Origin of the sequence: Tumebacillus amylolyticus (assembly GCF_016722965.1) — a bacterium.
Taxonomy (GTDB): Bacteria; Bacillota; Bacilli; order Tumebacillales; family Tumebacillaceae; genus Tumebacillus; species Tumebacillus amylolyticus.
In genome coordinates, this window is record NZ_JAEQNB010000004.1 from 106,858 (window position 1) to 124,169 (window position 17,312).

A 17,312-nucleotide genomic window follows, 5' to 3' on the forward strand; every position below is an offset into this window, starting at 1 on the left:
AAAGAAGCCGTGCTCTCCTCATGAGGAGCACGGCTTTTTTTTGTGACTTCCAGTACAATCGCATATGGTAAATATACTAACCCACCTGTATACTGAGGGTAGTTCATCAAAATAGGGCACTCTACAGAGTGCGAACGTACCAGAAAGGGGATCTTCACTGGCATGCCAAACCAAACGAATCGCAAAGCGGTGTTGATCGCCGTGTTGCTTGCGAACTTCCTGTCAGCGATCGACGTGTCGATTGTGGGGACTGCGATGCCGACGATTATCGGGACGCTCGGGGGCTTGCCGATCATGTCGTGGGTGTTCTCGGCGTTCTTGCTCGCTTCAACCGTCACCGTGCCGATCTACGGCAAGCTCTCCGATCTCTTCGGGCGCAAGATCATCTTCATGCTCGGTGCGGCGTTCATCATCTTGGGCTCCGTTCTCTGCGCGATGGCAGGTTCCATGGAGCAGTTGATCATCTTCCGCGTTGTCCAAGGTCTCGGTGCCGGGGGCATCATGGCGGTGGCGACGACGATCATCGGCGACATCTTCACCGTGGAGGAGCGAGGCAAGTTCCAAGGGCTGCTCTCCAGCGTCTGGGGCATCTCCGCCATCATTGGGCCTTTGCTCGGCGGTCTGATCATCAAGTTTCTCTCGTGGGAGTGGGTCTTCTACATAAACGTCCCGTTCGGGATCATCGCGATGATCGTGCTGTTCGTCGCCCTCCACGAGAACATCGAGCGCAAAACACACAAAATCGACTATATCGGCTCGTTCACGCTGGCCGTCTCGATGACCACGTTGTTGCTGGCGCTTCTGAGCGGGGGGTCGCAGTATCCGTGGATGTCGATGCAGATCATGGGTCTGTTCGCGTTGGCTGTTGTATTTTTCATCTGGTTCTTCCTGAATGAACGTCGAGTTTCGGAGCCGATGATTTCCTTTGACCTCTATCGCAATCCGACCATCGCCGTCTCCGCCGCTGCGAACTTCCTGTCAGGCGCTGTGCTGATGGGGCTGAATTCGTACATTCCGTCCTACATCCAAGGGGTACTCGGAGAAAGCCCGACGATGGCAGGAATGGTGTTGATGCCGCTGTCGATCGGCTGGCCGCTGGCGTCGTTTATCGGCGGCAACCGCCTGATCAAATGGGGGTTCCGCAACACATCGATTACAGGACTTGCTTTCATCGCGGTCGGTTCGGTGCTGATCAGTTTCACCACCGAGGCGATGGGCACTTGGTATCCGATGGTCACGCTGTTTATCATCGGATTTGGCATGGGGTTGTCGACGATGTCGTTTACTGTCGCGACGCAGTCGGCCGTCACGTGGAACCAACGGGGCATTGCGACCGCCTCTCTCCAATTCGTGCGGTCGCTTGGGTCGGGTGTCGGGGTGGCGATCATGGGGGCGCTCATGAACGCCAAGATTCTCAACGACCTCTCGCAAAAAGGCATTCCGAACCCGCTCGATGCTTCCAACGCGTTGCTCGATGAGAGCCGCAGACCGCACCTGCCTCCGGAGTTGTTGAATTCCTTGAAGGATGCGTTCGGCAGCGGGTTGCACTACACGTTCATCCTCACCGCCGTGTTCGGCGTACTTGGATTTGTGATCACCTTGAGCTTCCCCAAGAATCAACAAAAACCTAACATTTCCTAGTCGAAAAGGACCATGCCATCGGGGCAGGGTCCTTTTTTTTGTGGGGCAAAAGTCTCGCTTTTCGTATATTCGTATTTGAATACCACTTTTAGGAATCGGCGCAGAAATCGACTGTCATTCGACGGCGGTTTGACAAGAAACGCTCTAATTCGAAAATCACTGTATTTTAAGCGATGATATAGTAAACGTAACCCAAAAACATGACAACAAAAGAGGTGAATCAACATGGGAGTTATTCTAACAGCTCTCGGACGTTACCTTCCCGAGAAGATCATGACGAACCGAGATCTCGAACAAATCGTCGACACGTCCGATGAATGGATTCGCTCGCGCACCGGCATCCAGGAGCGTCGCATTGCGGCACCTGAGGAAAGCACGTCGGTCCTGGCGATCAAAGCAGCGCAAGAGACGATTCGCAAACGCGGCATCGACCCGGCGGAAATCGATCTGGTTCTGGTCGCGACGATGATGGCGGACAGCCCGTTCCCGTCGACCGCTTGCAAAGTTCAACATGCGATCGGTGCAACCAACGCGGCGGCCTTCGATCTGGCAGCTGCTTGCTCCGGATTCGTTTACACCTTGGAAACGGCGGCGCAGTTCATCAAAGCAGGCACGATGAAAAACGCGCTCGTCATCGGCTCCGAAGTCTACTCGCGCTTCCTCGATTGGGAAGACCGCGCAACCTGTGTCCTGTTCGGTGACGGAGCTGCGGCTGCATTCCTCGAAGCGGACACCGTCGATCACTTCCTTGGCAGTGTACTTCGTTCGGACGGATCGGGCGAAACTCTGCTTCATATGCCGGGCGGCGGCACCGCAATGCCGGCCTCGCCCGAAACCATCGAGAACCGCCAGCACTTTTTGAAAATGAAAGGCTTGGAGTTGTTCCAGCAAGTCGTACCGATGGTCTGCGATGCACTCCTCGACACGACGGAGAAAGCGGGTGTGGATCTCAGCGACGTGGCCCTGATCGTGCCGCATCAAGCGAACGTCCACATCATCGAAGCGGTCTCGGATGCACTGGGCATCCCGATGGACAAGTTCATGATCAATATCGAAAAATACGGCAACACCTCTGCCGCATCGGTACCGTTGGCGCTGATCGATGCTTCCGAGCAAAACCGTCTGCAACCGGGCGACCTGGTCCTGATGGTCGGGTTCGGCGCAGGTTTGACCGTTGCTGCCTCTCTGATTCGCTGGTCTCCCGCGTTCGTCGCGTGAAGATCGGAATCGACATCACCCACCTCGATGACTTTGAGCAGTTTGACGAAGCCTCGGTTGATCTGGTGTTCACCCGGGCGGAATGGGCGGACGTCGACGGCGATCCGAACCATCTCGCCCGCAAGGCGGGTCGATTCGCGGCGAAGGAAGCTGTTCTGAAAGTTCTCGGGTGCGGGCTGGGGGATATCTCCCTCGTAGACATTGAAATTCTCAGCGCTGAAAACGGTGAGCCTCGTGTCCGACTCAGCGGTCGAGCCTTGGAATGGTTTCAAACCCTTTCCCTCGACCAACTAGAATTGTCAATTTCGCATCATCGAGAGTACGCGGTGGCGGTTGCCGTTGCCACCCCGAAATGAAAGGAGTGAGTTCCATGCCGAAAAGACTCGAAGGAATCGTCTTTGAAAACTCCCGCGGTCAAGAACTGGTCGGGGTCATGCATCATGGACAGGGCGAAGGCCCGCACCCGTGCCTGATCGTCTGCCACGGATTTGCAGGAACCAAAGTTGGAGGAAGCCGCCGCTTTGTCGAGTTTGGCCGCTACGCAGCGGAGCGCAACGTGTCGATTTTCCGCTTTGACTTCGCCGGTTCCGGTGACAGCGAGGGCGACCTGATCGATCTGACCTTGGATCGTGAGTTGGATGACCTCGAAGCTGCCGTCCGCGCCATCTCCGCTCTTCCGAGCGTCGATTCCTCCCGCGTCGGAGTCGTTGGACACTGCATGGGCGCTGTAACAGCCCTTCGTGCCGCGTCCCGCAACCCGGAAATCTGGCGCACGATCGCGTGGGCGCCGTTCACCGATCTGTCGGACACGATGCGCCGCCTGATCGGGGAAGATGCGATGAGCGTGTTGGAAGAGGGCGACGAAGCGGATTTCCTCTACCAAGACCAACTGTTCACCGCAGGTCCGAAGATCTTGGATTACGCGACCGACCTCGACATGGTCCAAGAAGTTTCCCGCATCACGCATCCGCTCTTGATCATCCACGGCACCGAGGACGCAACCGTACCGCTGTCCGCTGTGGAAGAGTTGATGACAAAAATCGCAGATACCCCGGGCCTCAAACGTCTGGACGTGATCGAAGGCGGACACCACTCCTTCCCGTATCACCAACAGGAACTGTTTGAACTCACCCTCAACTTTGTGCAAGAAAAAATTGCTGCCGGAATGGAGAGATAACGATGCCTGATTTCGATACGTTTGCTGCGGCTGTTGCCGAGCGCTTGAACCTCGATGCTGAAAAAATCCAACCGCAAGCCCTGTGGGTGGGCGATGTCGGTGTAAGTTCCGTTGACATCGTAAAAGTCGTCATGCTCATCCGCCAAAAGTTTGGGGTCAAAATTCCGACCACCGCAGCGGGCAAGATCAAAACCGTTGATGACGCGTACCAACTGCTGCAAGGGGCGTCCGCATGAGTCAGGTGATCACAGTCGAACAGTCGCGGCTGGTCGAACAGATCCAAGCTCTGCCGGAGCAGACGTACAAACTGGTTGCGTTCGACATGGACGGGACGTTGCTCAACGCAGAGCATGCCCTCTCCGAGCGCACCATCAAAGCTGTACAGGCGGCGGCGGAGCAAGGCTTGCATGTTCTGCTGGCAACAGGTCGGATGGCGAGTGCCGTTCGCACGCATCTGGACCTGTTGAAAACACCCGGCCTCGTCGTTTCCCACAACGGGGCGGTCGTCAAAGACCTGCACACCCAAGAGATCTGGCACAGCCAGTCCATCGCGCAAAACGTGGTGGATCACGTGTTGACCTTGGTTGAAAAAGTGGAGGTCACCGCGTTGCACTTCAACTATGACGAAGAGATTCTGCTCGTTCACCCGAACCCGCACAGCGATGATTTCGCTCGCGACCTCGGCGTCGAGCTGACATATGTCACGTCGCTTCGGGAGCGCAACGAAGGTCCGACCAGTATCTTGTTCATGGATCGCAAGTCGGTCTGTGACGAACTGCTCGCAAGTCTCCAAGAGGCTTGCCCGGATGGGTTCGATTACGTCTTGATCCCTTGGAACGAAGAGCGTTGGCAGTTCCAACTCTTGCCGACGCAGACCTCGAAGGGTCACGGCGTACTGCGTGTCGCAGAAAAACTCGGCATCTCGCCCGCTGAGATCATCTCGTTCGGGGATTCCTACAACGATTTGGAAATGATCTCGGAGACCGGTCTTGGGATCGCGATGGGCAACGCGGTCCCTGAATTAAAGCATGTGGCACGCTTGATCACGCTGTCCCACGAACAGGACGGTGTGGCGGTCGCTCTGGAAGCGTTGCTGGAGAGGGGACGCCGATGACGGCCCTCCGTTATGTCGTGATGTTCCCCGGTCAAGGCTCTCAGTACGTCGGAATGGGGCAGGAGATTGCTGATCATTCTCCCGCCGCCGACCATCTGTACGAAGTCGCCGAGAAATTCAGCGGCATGCCGATTCGCTCCATTTCCTCCGAAGGGCCGGAAGATCTGCTACAAGAGACCGCCAACACGCAACCGTGTCTGCTGGTCGCCTCGATTGCATGTTTCGAAGCGTTGCGCGAGGAGTTCCCCACGCCGCCGACGTACGTCCTCGGACACAGTGCCGGTGAGTTTGCCGCACTCGTGGCTGCAGGAGCACTCTCCTTTGAAGATGCCGTGCTGCTCATCCAGAAGCGCGGGCAATTGATGGGGGAGATGGCCAACGGCGGAATGGCCGCTCTGAAAAACGTAACGCTTGAAACGGCGCAACGCATTTGCAAGGAAGCAGTGGTTCCCGGTGGCGCTCTCGTCACTGCGAACCTCAACTCACCGAATCAGATCGTCATCTCCGGTGACGAGGATTCGATAGAAGAAGCGGTGATGTATTGTCTCGAACGAGATATCGAAGTTGTGCCGCTGGCCGTCTCGGGTGCGTTTCACTCCCCGCTGATGCAGCCGGCCGCCGAGGAGTTCGCCGAAAACCTGTCCCGTGCGACCTTCTCGTCGACTACAATTCCGGTTATCTCCAACGTGACGGCAGAACCGACCACCGATGGAGACGCTTGGCCGGAGTTGCTCGCCAAGCAGATGGTCTCCCCGGTGCTGTTTGAACCGTCCATTCGTGGGCTTGGTGAGGCTGGCATCACCACGTTTGTTGAAGTGGGCCCCAAAAATGTGTTATCCCGTCTGATCCGTCGCATTCTGCCGGAAGCACAAACCCTGCATGTGCAAGACCTTGCAAGCCTGCACGAAACGGTCGCTCGTTTGCAAGCCCTGGCTGAAAGCAGCAAAACCCGAGAGGAGATTTCCAATGCCATTTCTTTCCGTTGATACGTGGTCCGGTCTGTCGGTCGAAACGAAAAAAGCGTTTCTCTACCAAGCAACCCGCCGCACGTCCGAACTTCTGAACATCCCGCCGGACAAAATCCAAGTTCTGATCCGCGAGTCCGCTTCGGAAAACTGGTCGAAAGCGGGCGCACACGTGACCGATTCCGACTTCGCCGCGAAGACCCGCCTCACCGACTGGAACACGTCCTACGACGACGGTCAATCGCCGATCTCGAACATGACGGTCATCACGATCGACGTCTGGAACTTCTACAACCAAGAACAAAAAGACGCATGGGTTCGCGAACTGACCATCCTGTCCGGCGAACTGCTCGGCACTCCGGCTGACAGCGTGCTGATCTTGATCCGCGACATGGTACCGGGCAACTGGGGCCAAACCGGCGTCACCGGCGCTTCGTCGAACTTCCTGACCGATTCGCGCCGCCTGAACGTAGATTTTTCCGTAAAGTCATAATTCCATACTTTTTTGTAACCGAATTTACATTATTCTAGAATAGGGAGAGATTACAATAATGAATATCGACACCAAACAACTGATCGTCGTCAACCACTTTGAAGTGGCAGCCAACACCCAGGAGCAAGTAGAGCGCCTGTTCACGGAAAGCGCGGCGCGCAAAAGCCTGAAACACGCTGTGCTCTACAAAGGTCTCGATGACAACAAGTACGTGCTGCTCTACGAAGTTGCTGACTTTGCCGAACTGCAAGCCAAGCTGGAGTGCGAAGCGTATCGTGAGTTTGTTGCCGAACTGACCCCGCACCTCGCGTCCGACTTCCACCAAGAGATCGCAGGTCTCGTTGAAGCGGTTCGCGACCGTGAAACGCTGGTTCCGACCACGCCGTTCATGCAACTTCGTCACATCGAAGTACCGCTCTCCGGGATCGAACCGTACCTCGACTGGCGCCGTCGCCGCATCTTCGAATACGTCAAGAAAAACGACCTCGTCGGTTCCTTCTTGGCCTTCCACAGCGTCGTTTCGACTACGCCGGGCGTTCTGTTCGTCGTCGAGTTCTCCCACGATCCGGTCGAATACCGCAACAGCTTCTTGACCCCGGAATACCAAGTCATCATCAAAGAAGCAGGTCACGACCACATCAAGGGCGGTCTGAACACGGTTGAATACCAACTGGCAGTCGCTCCGCTCGCGCTGCAAAGCTCGCACTAATCTGCACCTGGAAGGGAGTTCTTGAAAACATGGAAGCATTGAACGGCAAAGTCGCGATCATCACCGGGGCCAACCAAGGCATTGGCCTCGCCATCGCGCAACGCCTCGCCGAACAGGGCGTCGCGATCGGTATGGGTTCGAACAAAGCAGAAGAACTTCGTCAAGCAGCGGAGGAAATCCGTGCAGCAGGCGGACGCGTCGTCGCAGTTCCGGTCGATGTGCGCAACCCGACTGACATCGAAGACCTCGTTAAGCAAACGCTGGAAGCGTTCGGCACGATCGACATCGTGATCAACAACGCAGGTGTCACCTACTTCGGCGGCGTGCAGCAATGCACGGAAACCGAGTGGGACAACACGTTGAACATCAACGTCAAAGGCTACTTCCTGCTGACGAAAGCCGTTCTCCCGACCCTGATCGAGAAAAAAGGCGGTCACATCATCAACATGTCCTCCATCTGGGGCAAAAAAGGTTCCGCCACTATGGTTGCGTATTCCACCTCGAAATTCGCAATCGAAGGCTTCACGCAAAGTTTGATCGACGAAGTCAAGCCGCACGGGATCAAAGTGACCAGTGTCGTGCTCGACAAAGTCGACACACCGTTCCGCGACAACATGACGGAGTTCGTCAACTTCTCGGAGGAGCAAAAGCAACGCATGCTGACAGCAGATGATGTGGCGGACAGTGTGATGTTCGCGCTGACCTCGTCGCCGCGCAGCTTGCCCTCCAGCATCCATCTGGATGCGTATCTCTGGAAGTAATATCCGATTTCTGTGGACGAGGCTTTGAAATTCAAAGCCTCTCTACCTATTCCTAGGAGTGATTCGTTCATGAACAATTGGCTGATTTATATTTTGTTGGTCTGTTCCACCGTCTTCTGGGGCGGTAACTTTAACGCCGGTAAGCTCGCGGTCGACCACTTGCCGCCGTTCACCGCAGCAGCGTTGCGCTTCGGCCTGGCTTCCATCGTGATGTTGCTGATCTTGTTCGCGAAGGAAAAAATCAACAAAGAAGCACTCAAACAAAACTTCTGGTCGTTCGTACTGCTCGGTTTGATCGGGGTGTTCGGTTTTAACGTCCTGTTCTTCGTTGGCTTGAAATACACCTCTGCGGTCAACGGCTCGCTGATCATGGCGACCAACCCGTTGATCACCGTCCTGTTTGCGATCTTCATTTTGAAAGACAAATTCACCGTGCAACGTGCCATCGGTTTCTTGCTGTCCCTGATCGGTGTCGTAGCCGTCATCTGCAAAGGCTCGCTCGACACGCTGACCTCGCTGAACTTCTCCGGCGGCGACCTGATCATCCTCGGCGGGAACATCTGCTGGGCCCTGTACGGCGTACTTGGCCGTAAGATTGTCAAAAACTCCACGCCGCTCTTGACGACGACGATCACGATGGTCATCGGTGCTGTCGTCATGATTCCGTTCGCACTGGCTGAAACGCAAAAAATGCCGCTGCTCGACCAACCGGGCTCCCTCTGGGGCGCGATCTTGTTCATGGCGTTGCTCGGCTCCGTCCTCGCGTACCTCTGGTGGAACCAAGGGATCGCGAAAATCGGCGCAGGGAACACCTCGATCTTCTTCAACCTCGTTCCGGTCTTCACGATGCTGATCACCGTCGTTACCGGCTCCACGGTTACGGTGGCTCAAATTGTCGGCGGTCTGCTCGTCATCTCCGGCGTTGTGTTCTCGTCCGGTCTGATCAAATTCAAATCCAAGGCTCAGGTGGCGGAAGCAGGCCTGACTGCCAAGGGCAAGTAGGGAGGACGCACTCATGGTACATGTCCTCGTCACCCTCAAAGACAATCCGAACGAACCGGAAGCTTTGGCGGAATACAAGCGTCGTGCCACGCAAATTCGTGACGAATACGGCGCCGAGCTCGTGCTTCGCATGAATGCGCAAGAACGTCTGGTCGGCGAGTTGTCGGAAGAATCGGTGCGTCTGCTGAAGTTCCCGTCTGCAGACCATGTGCGCGGCTGGCTGAACGATCCGCGCTATCTGGAGATCATTCCGCTTAGAGAACGCGGCTACGAACGGGTCACCGTCACGATTCTCGAAGACATTCGCTAAGGCGCGGCAAAGGAGAGATTCAGGATGGAAATGCGCACCCTCGGTGCATCTGGCCTGCAAGTGAGCGCGATGGGCCTTGGCTGTATGGGCATGTCCGAATACTACAGCGGCCGCGATGAACAGGAATCGCTCCTGACCATCAACCGTGCGCTGGAATTGGGCATCACGTTTTTTGACACCGCCGATCAATACGGTTTGGGTCACAACGAAGAACTGGTGGGGAAAGCGCTTCGCCCGCACCGCCGCGAGATCACGCTCGCAACCAAGTTCGGATTCGTGCGCGATGCACAGGGGAACTTGATCGAGATCAACGGTCGACCGGAGTATGTGAAGCAGGCATGTGACAACTCCCTGCGCCGTCTCGGGACGGACGTGATCGACCTGTACTACCTGCACCGTGTCGATCCGAAAACTCCCATCGAAGAGACCGTCGGGGCGATGGCAGACCTCGTGAAAGCAGGCAAAGTGCGTGCCATCGGCCTGTCTGAAGCGTCTCCGTCCACGATTCGCCGCGCCCATGCGACCCATCCGATTGCTGCGTTGCAATCGGAGTACTCGCTGTGGAGCCGCGACGTTGAGGACGAAGTTCTGCCGACCGTTCGGGAATTGGGGATTGCTTTCATCCCGTACTCGCCGCTGGGTCGCGGGTTCCTCACCGGTTCGATTCAACGCTTTGAAGACCTCGCGCCGGACGATTACCGTCGGACCTCGCCGAGATTTCAAGGGGAGAACTTTGCCAAAAATCTCGAACTCGTCTCCCGAATTCGAGAGATGGCCGCAGAGAAGAACTGCACCGCGTCGCAACTCGCGCTGGCATGGCTCCTCGGTCAAGACAAAGGGATGATTCCCATCCCGGGCACGAAGCGCCGCTCGTACCTCGAAGAAAACGCAGGAGCGCTCACCGTCTCTTTGACGAAGTCTGACTATGCGCGCATCGACGAGGTTTCTCCGAAAGGGGCGGCCTCCGGTGTTCGCTATCCGGAAGGCGCCTTGGCGTTGCTGGATCGCTAGACCCTGTAAACTCAAAAAATCCCTTTTGTGTGCCCGACACACAAAAGGGATTTTTTTATGCCGAATACGCTTGCAGCTTCGCCTCGACGATTTTGGTGAACGGTTCATTTTCCTGCAAGGCGAAGACGGCAAGTGATTTCTCAAACATCGCCAAGATGCGGTTGCGATCTCGTCCGAGCTGTTCCAAGGCGATTCCACGCTGGAAGTACAATTCTCCCAGCAGATACATCGTGTCATCGCGCAGGCAGATCAGGATGCCCTGTTGCGCCAATTTCATCGCTTCTGTGAACTCACCGGAATAATACAGCGCTTTGGCGTAGTTGTACAACACGCGAATCTTGATCTTGGGATCTTCGAGGATCGGCATCGATTGCAACGCTTGCAAGCATTCGCGAAACACGTCGCAGGCATGAGGGTAGTCATTCTCTTCCAAGTACAGAATGGCGAGAGAATTCATGATCTCGACGGTACGCTTGCTGACAAACTTGGTTCCTTTGCCGATCTCGACGGCGGAAGTCAGGAGTTCCACGGCAGCTGTCAGGTCATGGTGGATATAATAGGCCACGATACCGCGATGCCAGAGAAAGAACTGTCGGGCAAACGGAGCTTGGAACAAGAGATTGTCCCGCTCGTTTTCCAAGAGTTCGGCGAGAAGTTGATAATTTCGTTCCCGAACCGCTTCCCGCATGAGTTCGAACGTTTGCTTGGCATAATCATAGCGGGGATTTGCCGCCATGCTGTACAGATAGTCGATCGTCACATCCAGACGACTCGCCAATTCGTACAAGGTGTTTGAATTCGGGATCACCTCGCCCTTTTCAATCTTACTAAGTTGTCCCTGGGTACAGATTGAGGAGGCGAGTTCCTTCTGCGTCATCTGCAAGGAGACGCGTAGGTCTTTGATGATTTTACCGATTACAAATTGCTCCATGCAAAACCTCGCTACCATATATTCGAAAATGAATACCTACTCAGAGTATACCATAAAAAAATTATAAAGAGGTAAGTCAGTTGTTCTGAATGAGCGGCATGGCAAACGCATAGTTTGTGGGAATTATATAAACTCTTACTAGAAGCAGTAAAAAAATAAATAGTAGAATAACAAGGAGAGATTACCATGAACAAGCTTGCAAAATTCCGTCTGACGTTACTCGTTGCACTTACGCTGGTAGGAGGGGCCGTGTACACCGAAATCGCACAAGCAGATGCTCATTCCGTATATCTCGCCGTAGACGTTGACTTGCCGCCTTGCCACTAGAAGTTTATATAGAAGAAAAAGGACCTCGTTCACGACTGTGAGCGAGGTCCTTTTTCATATCTGTCTATTTCTAACGATTGTGAACTATTTCAACTCTTCCACAGCTTCGACGAGACCGTCCGCCGTGTGTCCGATCTGTTCGAAGGAAGTCTGCAATTCCTCCATGCTCGCAGATTGCTCCTCCGTGTACGTCGCCAGTTGCTGGATGGTGCCGTTGATTTGCACGATGGAACTCTGGATCGTATCCAGAAGTTCTTGAATTCCGTGTACCGCGCCCTTGCTTCGTTCGGCCATCTTGCGAATCTCGTCGGCGACGACGGCAAACCCGCGCCCGCTGTCACCGGCGCGTGCCGCTTCGATGGCGGCATTCAGTCCCAAGAGGTGCGATTGATCCGAAATCTCCGTGACAAACGAGAGAATTTGGTACACGCTCTGAATCTGTTGGGCGAGATGCTTGGACAGATCCGAAACGTCGCCCAACTGTGTGGCCACATCTTGAGTCGAAATCGTCATCTGGTTGGCCGAGGCGGTGACGGTCTGCAACGAAGCTGTCAGCTCGGTGGCACTTCGACGCAGTGTATCCGACTTCTCATTGGAAACAACCGTCGAGAACACCCCGACGACCGCACCATCGTCGAAGATCGGAATGGCGGTGGAGACATAGGAGATGCCAAACGTCTCCGGACCGCGCTCTTCCCGCAGTTTTTGCCCGGAGCGCAACGCTTTATATGTAACGGAACCTTCAAATCTATGAATGGGTGTGCCGACCACGATCTTGAGGTCGATCTGACGGCCCGGCAGGTAGCCCAAAACGGTCTCTGTGTCAGCTACGATCAGACAAGCATCTTCGGGTAGGGAATCATGGAAGAGTGACATATTCCGTAAACATTCCTGCAATTTATCAGACACGTAAATATTCCTCCCTTACCACGTACTTGTCCATTAATTTTACTACGATTCATTTCCAAGGTAAAGTCAAAGTCGCCGAGAATCCGGCAAGAGTTTGCAGATTCGATTGTCGGACAATTCCCCACTATGGTATGATACTCTGGAACTTATCTGCCCAGAGAAGTATTGTTGATTGGTTGCCAAAGGAGGGCAAGTATGTTTTTAAGTGGAATGGACTTCAATAGTTTTCTGTTTCGTGCGCTCGCGTTTTTGATTGCGATCACGTTTCACGAGTATGCACACGCGATTGTGGCGTATCGCCTCGGAGATCGGACACCGAAAGAGCAAGGTCGCCTGACGTTGAATCCGATCGCTCATTTTGAGTTGATCGGGACGCTGATGCTCTTGTTTGCTCCGATTGGTTGGGCGCGGCCGGTTCAGTTCAACCCGAACAACTTCAAGGGAAACAAACGCGTCGGAACGATCCTTACGACGCTTGCAGGGCCGATGGCCAACTTGATCGTGGCGTTTGTGTTCGCTGCACTTTACACGGGCATGATTCGTCACAATTGGGTGACCGATCCGGCTTGGACCAGTTTCTTCGACAATTTCTTTTTCACGACGTTCTCTCTGAACCTCTATCTGTGCGTCTTCAACTTGATTCCGATTCCGCCGCTGGACGGGTATTGGATTTTGCGTGACCTCTTGCCGCGCAAAGTGGCATACGACCTGACGCCGTTTGAGAAGTACGGTTCGTTCATTCTCTTGCTCTTGATCTTGACTCCGTTCTTCGGATTTGTCGTCACGCCGATCGTCTCGTCGCTCGCTCAAGGGATCGCCGGCCTGTTGACGTGGATCTAACGCATGGAAGCACTGAATCTCAGGCTCGACTCCTTTGAAGGTCCGCTCGATCTGCTCTTGCATCTGATCGACAAGTCGGAGATTGAGATCACCGACATCCCGATCTCCCAGATCACCGACCAGTACATGTCGTACTTGCGGACGATGCAAGAGTTGAATTTGGAAATTGCCTCTGAGTTTCTCGTGATGGCGTCCCAGTTGCTCGCGATGAAGTCCGGCCTGTTGCTGCCCCGCCCGATTGAGATGGACATCCCCTTGATCGACTATGACGAGGACACCGACTATGACCCGCGCCAAGCGCTGATGGAGCGCCTCATCGAGTACAAGAAATTCAAGCAACTCGCCGAAGATTTGCGCGACCGCGAAGACAGGCGCAACCGCGTCTTGACCCGCCCTCCGGAGAACTTGACCCACTTGATTCCCGAAGTGGAGCCCAACCCCGTGGAGGGCGTCTCGCTGTTCGACCTGCTCGATGCGTTTCGCAAGGCGCTCGCCAAAGCCCAACCGGATGAGTACGTCGCCGGCATTCAACGCGATGAAATTTCGGTGGAGAACCGCATGCAGGAAGTGTTGGACCTCATGGCGTTCTCCGGTGGACGCGTGCGCTTCTCCGAGTTGCTCGGCGGGTATTACCGCCGTTCGGACATCGTCGTGACGTTTCTCGCCCTGCTGGAATTGATGAAGGGCAAGAAGGTCGTCTGTTTGCAAGACCGTCTCTTTGACGACATTGTCATCGAAGCGATGTAAGTTTGGAAAGTAAGGGTGGAAGAACCATGGATGCCAGTGAGAGGAAAGCCGTCATCGAAGGCTTGCTCTTCGTCAGCGGCAGTGAAGGCATGGAGGCCAAACAGGTCGGCCTGATCCTCGACATTTCGGTTGAGGATGCTCTAGACCTGCTCTACGACCTCCAAACCGATTTCAACCGCGAGAAACGAGGCTTGCAGATCGTCGAAGTCGCAGGGGCGTTTCAGCTCACGACGCGACCGGAGCATGTCCCGTTCTACGAGCGCTACGCCTACGAGCCGCAGAATTCCGCGCTCTCGCAAGCGGCGCTGGAGACGCTTGCGATCGTCGCCTACAAGCAGCCGATCACCCGTGCGGGCATTGAAGAAGTGCGCGGTGTGAAGTCGGAGCGCGCGATCAACACGCTGATCTCCAAGCAGTTGATCAAGGGCGTCGGCCGGGCAGAAGGGCCGGGGCGACCGATCTTGTTTGGCACGACCAAGGAGTTTCTCGAATATTTTGGGCTCGGCGCACTCAGCGAGTTGCCGCCGCCGCCCGCCTTCGTTCCGAGCGAGGACTTGGAGGACGAGGAAGAACACATGCTCTTCCAGACCCCTCCGGACTTGTTCCGCGACGAATAAAAAGAGCCCGAGCCGGGAAACGGCCTCGGGCTTTTTTTGTATGAAGTGGTAGTTGTTGGGCAAGCTAAGACGGAATCTGAATGTCTGGAGGAAGGCGACCATGACCTGGGGTTGGGGACTCCTGCTGGGACTCTTGGCGGTGATCGTGATCCTGCTGGTGTTGCCGGTGCGCTTGGAAGTGCATTACAAGCGCGAAGGCGCAGACGACCGGTTGCATCTGGGTGTGCGTGCCTTGTTCGGGATCGTCCGTCTCGGATATGACATCCCCGTGGTCGCCCTCATGGAGCGCAAAGGAAAACTCGCCGTCAAAAAGGACCCGGCCAAACAGATGCCAAAAAGTCAAAAAGGCTGGACGACCGTCACCGTCGAGATGATTGAGAAGGGCATCCGCAAGTTCAACGAGATTCGGAAAAAACTCAAGAGATACAAACGGGCCATCCGTCGTCTCACCAAATCGTTTCACTTGGACCAGATGAAGTGGTACACAAAGTTTGGAACCGGTGACGCGGCGCAAACGGGCGTGTTGACCGGGTTTGGCTGGGCGTTCAAAGGTGTGATCAACGGCCAACTGCACCACTATCTCAACGTGGAACAGCGTCCCGTCTACCGGGTGCAACCGCACTTTCAAGCCAAAGGGTTTCGGACGGAGATGACTTGCATAATTCGATTTACGCCCGGTAAAACTATGGTGGCAGGACTTACATTGGTGATTTTATGGTTGATGGAGGGGATCAAATGTCGGAGCATCCGATTCAAGGACTGATGTCCACGGCCATGGAGAATTTGAAGGAAATGGTCGATGTTAACACCATCGTCGGCGATCCGGTGGAAACCCCGGACGGCAGTGTCATTCTCCCGGTGTCAAAAGTCGGTTTCGGCTTCGCGGCGGGCGGCTCAGAGTTTGACCCGGAAGTCGAAGGCAAGAAGGATAAAGCGGACGTCGAGCTACCGTTTGGCGGTGGTGCAGGCGGCGGTGTGTCGATCACTCCGATCGGCTTCCTCGTCGTCGGCAACGGCCAAGTCAAGATGCTTTCCACCGAAGGCCCGAACCAAATGTACGAAAAACTGATCGATCTCGCGCCGCAAATGTTTGACAAAGTGTCGCAGATGATCAAAAAGAACAGCAAGCAAAACGACAAGCAGCAACAAGCCGGGAGCTCGAATGGAAACGGCAACAACGGCGGCATGCGCAAGTCGGAAAACCAGCAATACGAAATGTAAGAGCTTCATAGCGAGTGCAGAGGCGTCCCGATCGTGGGGCGTCTTTTTTTTGTGGCCTGTACATACAGTTAGGACAAGGACAAATCTGAGGAGAGAGTAGGAGGACCAGATGAAAGCAAACATGCTCGCGGCCACGCTCACGCTCGCAGTCGGTGTGACGATCTTGCCGATTTCTGCAACGGCGGCCTCCCATGATCCGGCGGCCACCACGTACATTGATGTCGCGCCCACGACCAACAACGTCTACGCAAGCGATGTGTCGGTCAGCGCCCGTTCCGCTGCGGCAATCGATGTGCAAACCGGACGTTTTCTGTACGAGAAAAACGGCGATGACAAGATGCTGATCGCCTCTCTGACCAAGATCATCACCTGCATCGTCGCCATCGAATCAGGCGTCGACCTCGACTCCGAAACGACCGTCTCCAACCGTGCGGCGGGCAAAGAGGGTTCGTCGATCTACTTGAAAGTCGGCGAGAAGCAGAAGATCCGCGACCTGCTCTACGCCGTGATGCTTCGCTCCGGCAACGATGCGGCCACCGCGGTCGCCGAAGCGTGCGGGCAGGGCTCCGAAGCGAAGTTCGTCGAGATGATGAACGCCAAAGTGCAAGATCTCGGACTCACCGGCACGCACTTCGCCAACCCGCACGGCCTCGACGCCAAAGATCACTACTCCACGGCGCACGACATGGCCGTGCTGACTGCGTATGCCCTGCGCAACCCGACGTTTGCCCAGATCGTCGCGACACAAGTCAAGACGATCCCGTATCCGGGAGAGGACTACGCTCGCAAACTGTACAACAAAAACAAGATGCTCACCCGCTACGAAGGAGCCGACGGTGTCAAAACCGGCTACACCAAAGCAGCGGGACGTTGCCTCGTCTCCAGCGCCACCGTCGACGGTCGTCAAGTCGCCGTCGTCACACTCGACGCCCCGGGAGACTGGGTCGACCACCAACGCCTGCTCGACTATGGCTTTGAAGCCTACACGAATTTCCCTGTCGCCAAGGAAGACGAAGTCGTCAAAACCTTGCCGCTCGAAGACGGAATCGAACCGCAGGTCGACGTGAAGGTAGGCGTTGAATTCACCTACCCCGTTCGCAAAAACGAACAGGACAAATTGCGCACGGAGATGAAGCTGGACGATCATCTGCAAGCGCCCGTCGTCGGCGGGGAGAAAGTCGGCGAGATGAAAATCTACTACGAAGACAAGTTGCTCGGCGTCGTGCCGCTCGTCGCCGCCAAAGACGTGCGGGAGAAAACCTATTGGGAACGATTCAAGCAGTTTTTCAGCGGCATGATCCGCAACTGACGAGGGAGGG

22 protein-coding genes are annotated in these 17,312 nt (G+C 55.4%); 20 read left to right on the top strand and 2 right to left on the bottom strand.

Features of this window, described 5'->3' with window-relative positions:
- Positions 1-162 precede the first annotated feature (162 nt).
- From JJB07_RS13310 to JJB07_RS13370, 13 genes are all read left to right on the top strand, one after another.
- Positions 163-1,641, top strand: a complete 1,479-nt coding sequence (locus tag JJB07_RS13310; RefSeq protein WP_201635790.1) for an MDR family MFS transporter — start codon at positions 163-165, stop codon at positions 1,639-1,641.
- A gap of 225 nt (positions 1,642-1,866) precedes the next feature.
- Positions 1,867-2,859, top strand: coding sequence for a beta-ketoacyl-ACP synthase III (locus tag JJB07_RS13315; protein WP_201635792.1), 993 nt, complete (start codon positions 1,867-1,869; stop codon positions 2,857-2,859).
- On the top strand, positions 2,856-3,215 hold the full coding sequence (gene acpS, locus JJB07_RS13320) for a holo-ACP synthase (RefSeq protein WP_347338350.1): 360 nt from the start codon (positions 2,856-2,858) through the stop codon (positions 3,213-3,215). Before JJB07_RS13315 ends, acpS begins: the two co-directional genes overlap by 4 nt.
- 14 nt (positions 3,216-3,229) lie before the next feature.
- Positions 3,230-4,036 carry an alpha/beta hydrolase gene (locus JJB07_RS13325; RefSeq protein ID WP_201635794.1) on the top strand — a complete coding sequence of 269 codons (807 nt, stop codon included), beginning with the start codon at positions 3,230-3,232 and terminating at the stop codon, positions 4,034-4,036.
- A gap of 2 nt (positions 4,037-4,038) precedes the next feature.
- Positions 4,039-4,272 carry an acyl carrier protein gene (locus JJB07_RS13330; RefSeq protein ID WP_201635796.1) on the top strand — a complete coding sequence of 78 codons (234 nt, stop codon included), beginning with the start codon at positions 4,039-4,041 and terminating at the stop codon, positions 4,270-4,272.
- A complete protein-coding gene (locus JJB07_RS13335; RefSeq protein ID WP_201635798.1) occupies positions 4,269-5,150 on the top strand; it encodes a Cof-type HAD-IIB family hydrolase in 882 nt (293 codons plus the stop codon). The genes JJB07_RS13330 and JJB07_RS13335 overlap by 4 nt, the downstream gene beginning before the upstream one ends.
- Positions 5,147-6,136 (top strand): ACP S-malonyltransferase, encoded by a 990-nt coding sequence (fabD, locus tag JJB07_RS13340; protein ID WP_201635800.1) that lies wholly within the window; start codon positions 5,147-5,149, stop codon positions 6,134-6,136. Before JJB07_RS13335 ends, fabD begins: the two co-directional genes overlap by 4 nt.
- Entirely contained in the window at positions 6,117-6,608 is a 492-nt protein-coding gene (locus JJB07_RS13345) for a tautomerase family protein (RefSeq protein WP_201635802.1), read from the top strand. The genes fabD and JJB07_RS13345 overlap by 20 nt, the downstream gene beginning before the upstream one ends.
- Positions 6,609-6,666: 58 nt before the next feature.
- Positions 6,667-7,317, top strand: a complete 651-nt coding sequence (locus JJB07_RS13350) for a hypothetical protein (RefSeq protein WP_201635804.1) — start codon at positions 6,667-6,669, stop codon at positions 7,315-7,317.
- A gap of 29 nt (positions 7,318-7,346) precedes the next feature.
- On the top strand, positions 7,347-8,078 hold the full coding sequence (locus tag JJB07_RS13355) for an SDR family NAD(P)-dependent oxidoreductase (protein WP_201635806.1): 732 nt from the start codon (positions 7,347-7,349) through the stop codon (positions 8,076-8,078).
- A 69-nt stretch (positions 8,079-8,147) separates the two neighbouring features.
- A complete protein-coding gene (locus tag JJB07_RS13360) occupies positions 8,148-9,080 on the top strand; it encodes a DMT family transporter (RefSeq protein ID WP_201635808.1) in 933 nt (310 codons plus the stop codon).
- 13 nt (positions 9,081-9,093) lie between these two features.
- Positions 9,094-9,390 carry a DUF1330 domain-containing protein gene (locus tag JJB07_RS13365; protein WP_201635810.1) on the top strand — a complete coding sequence of 99 codons (297 nt, stop codon included), beginning with the start codon at positions 9,094-9,096 and terminating at the stop codon, positions 9,388-9,390.
- A gap of 24 nt (positions 9,391-9,414) precedes the next feature.
- Entirely contained in the window at positions 9,415-10,401 is a 987-nt protein-coding gene (locus JJB07_RS13370; protein ID WP_201635812.1) for an aldo/keto reductase, read from the top strand.
- Between the two features lie 55 nt (positions 10,402-10,456).
- Here JJB07_RS13370 and JJB07_RS13375 read toward each other — a convergent pair whose 3' ends face one another.
- Entirely contained in the window at positions 10,457-11,332 is an 876-nt protein-coding gene (locus tag JJB07_RS13375) for a helix-turn-helix domain-containing protein (RefSeq protein WP_201635814.1), read from the bottom strand.
- Positions 11,333-11,518: 186 nt separating this feature from the next.
- On the opposite strand from JJB07_RS13375, the gene JJB07_RS13380 reads away from it, so the two are divergent.
- The gene (locus JJB07_RS13380) at positions 11,519-11,659 is read left to right on the top strand and encodes a hypothetical protein (RefSeq protein WP_201635816.1); all 141 of its coding nucleotides are present in this window, start codon (positions 11,519-11,521) and stop codon (positions 11,657-11,659) included.
- A gap of 84 nt (positions 11,660-11,743) precedes the next feature.
- On the opposite strand, the gene JJB07_RS13385 is transcribed toward JJB07_RS13380, so the two are convergent.
- Positions 11,744-12,535, bottom strand: coding sequence for a methyl-accepting chemotaxis protein (locus JJB07_RS13385; RefSeq protein ID WP_201635818.1), 792 nt, complete (start codon positions 12,533-12,535; stop codon positions 11,744-11,746).
- A 228-nt stretch (positions 12,536-12,763) separates the two neighbouring features.
- On the opposite strand from JJB07_RS13385, the gene JJB07_RS13390 reads away from it, so the two are divergent.
- The 6 genes from JJB07_RS13390 (at position 12,764) to JJB07_RS13415 (ending at position 17,302) form a co-directional block, all read left to right on the top strand.
- Positions 12,764-13,408: a site-2 protease family protein gene (locus tag JJB07_RS13390; RefSeq protein ID WP_201635820.1), complete on the top strand. Its 645-nt coding sequence runs from the start codon at positions 12,764-12,766 to the stop codon at positions 13,406-13,408.
- A 3-nt stretch (positions 13,409-13,411) separates the two neighbouring features.
- Positions 13,412-14,155: a segregation and condensation protein A gene (locus JJB07_RS13395; RefSeq protein ID WP_201635822.1), complete on the top strand. Its 744-nt coding sequence runs from the start codon at positions 13,412-13,414 to the stop codon at positions 14,153-14,155.
- Positions 14,156-14,181: 26 nt separating this feature from the next.
- Complete coding sequence (gene scpB / locus JJB07_RS13400; RefSeq protein WP_201635824.1) at positions 14,182-14,772, top strand: SMC-Scp complex subunit ScpB; 591 nt, start codon at positions 14,182-14,184, stop codon at positions 14,770-14,772.
- Positions 14,773-14,872: 100 nt separating this feature from the next.
- Positions 14,873-15,535 (top strand): DUF2953 domain-containing protein, encoded by a 663-nt coding sequence (locus tag JJB07_RS13405; RefSeq protein WP_201635826.1) that lies wholly within the window; start codon positions 14,873-14,875, stop codon positions 15,533-15,535.
- A complete protein-coding gene (gene ytfJ, locus JJB07_RS13410; protein ID WP_201635828.1) occupies positions 15,508-15,993 on the top strand; it encodes a GerW family sporulation protein in 486 nt (161 codons plus the stop codon). Before JJB07_RS13405 ends, ytfJ begins: the two co-directional genes overlap by 28 nt.
- 109 nt (positions 15,994-16,102) lie before the next feature.
- Complete coding sequence (locus JJB07_RS13415) at positions 16,103-17,302, top strand: D-alanyl-D-alanine carboxypeptidase family protein (protein WP_236588078.1); 1,200 nt, start codon at positions 16,103-16,105, stop codon at positions 17,300-17,302.
- Positions 17,303-17,312: the final 10 nt, after the last annotated feature.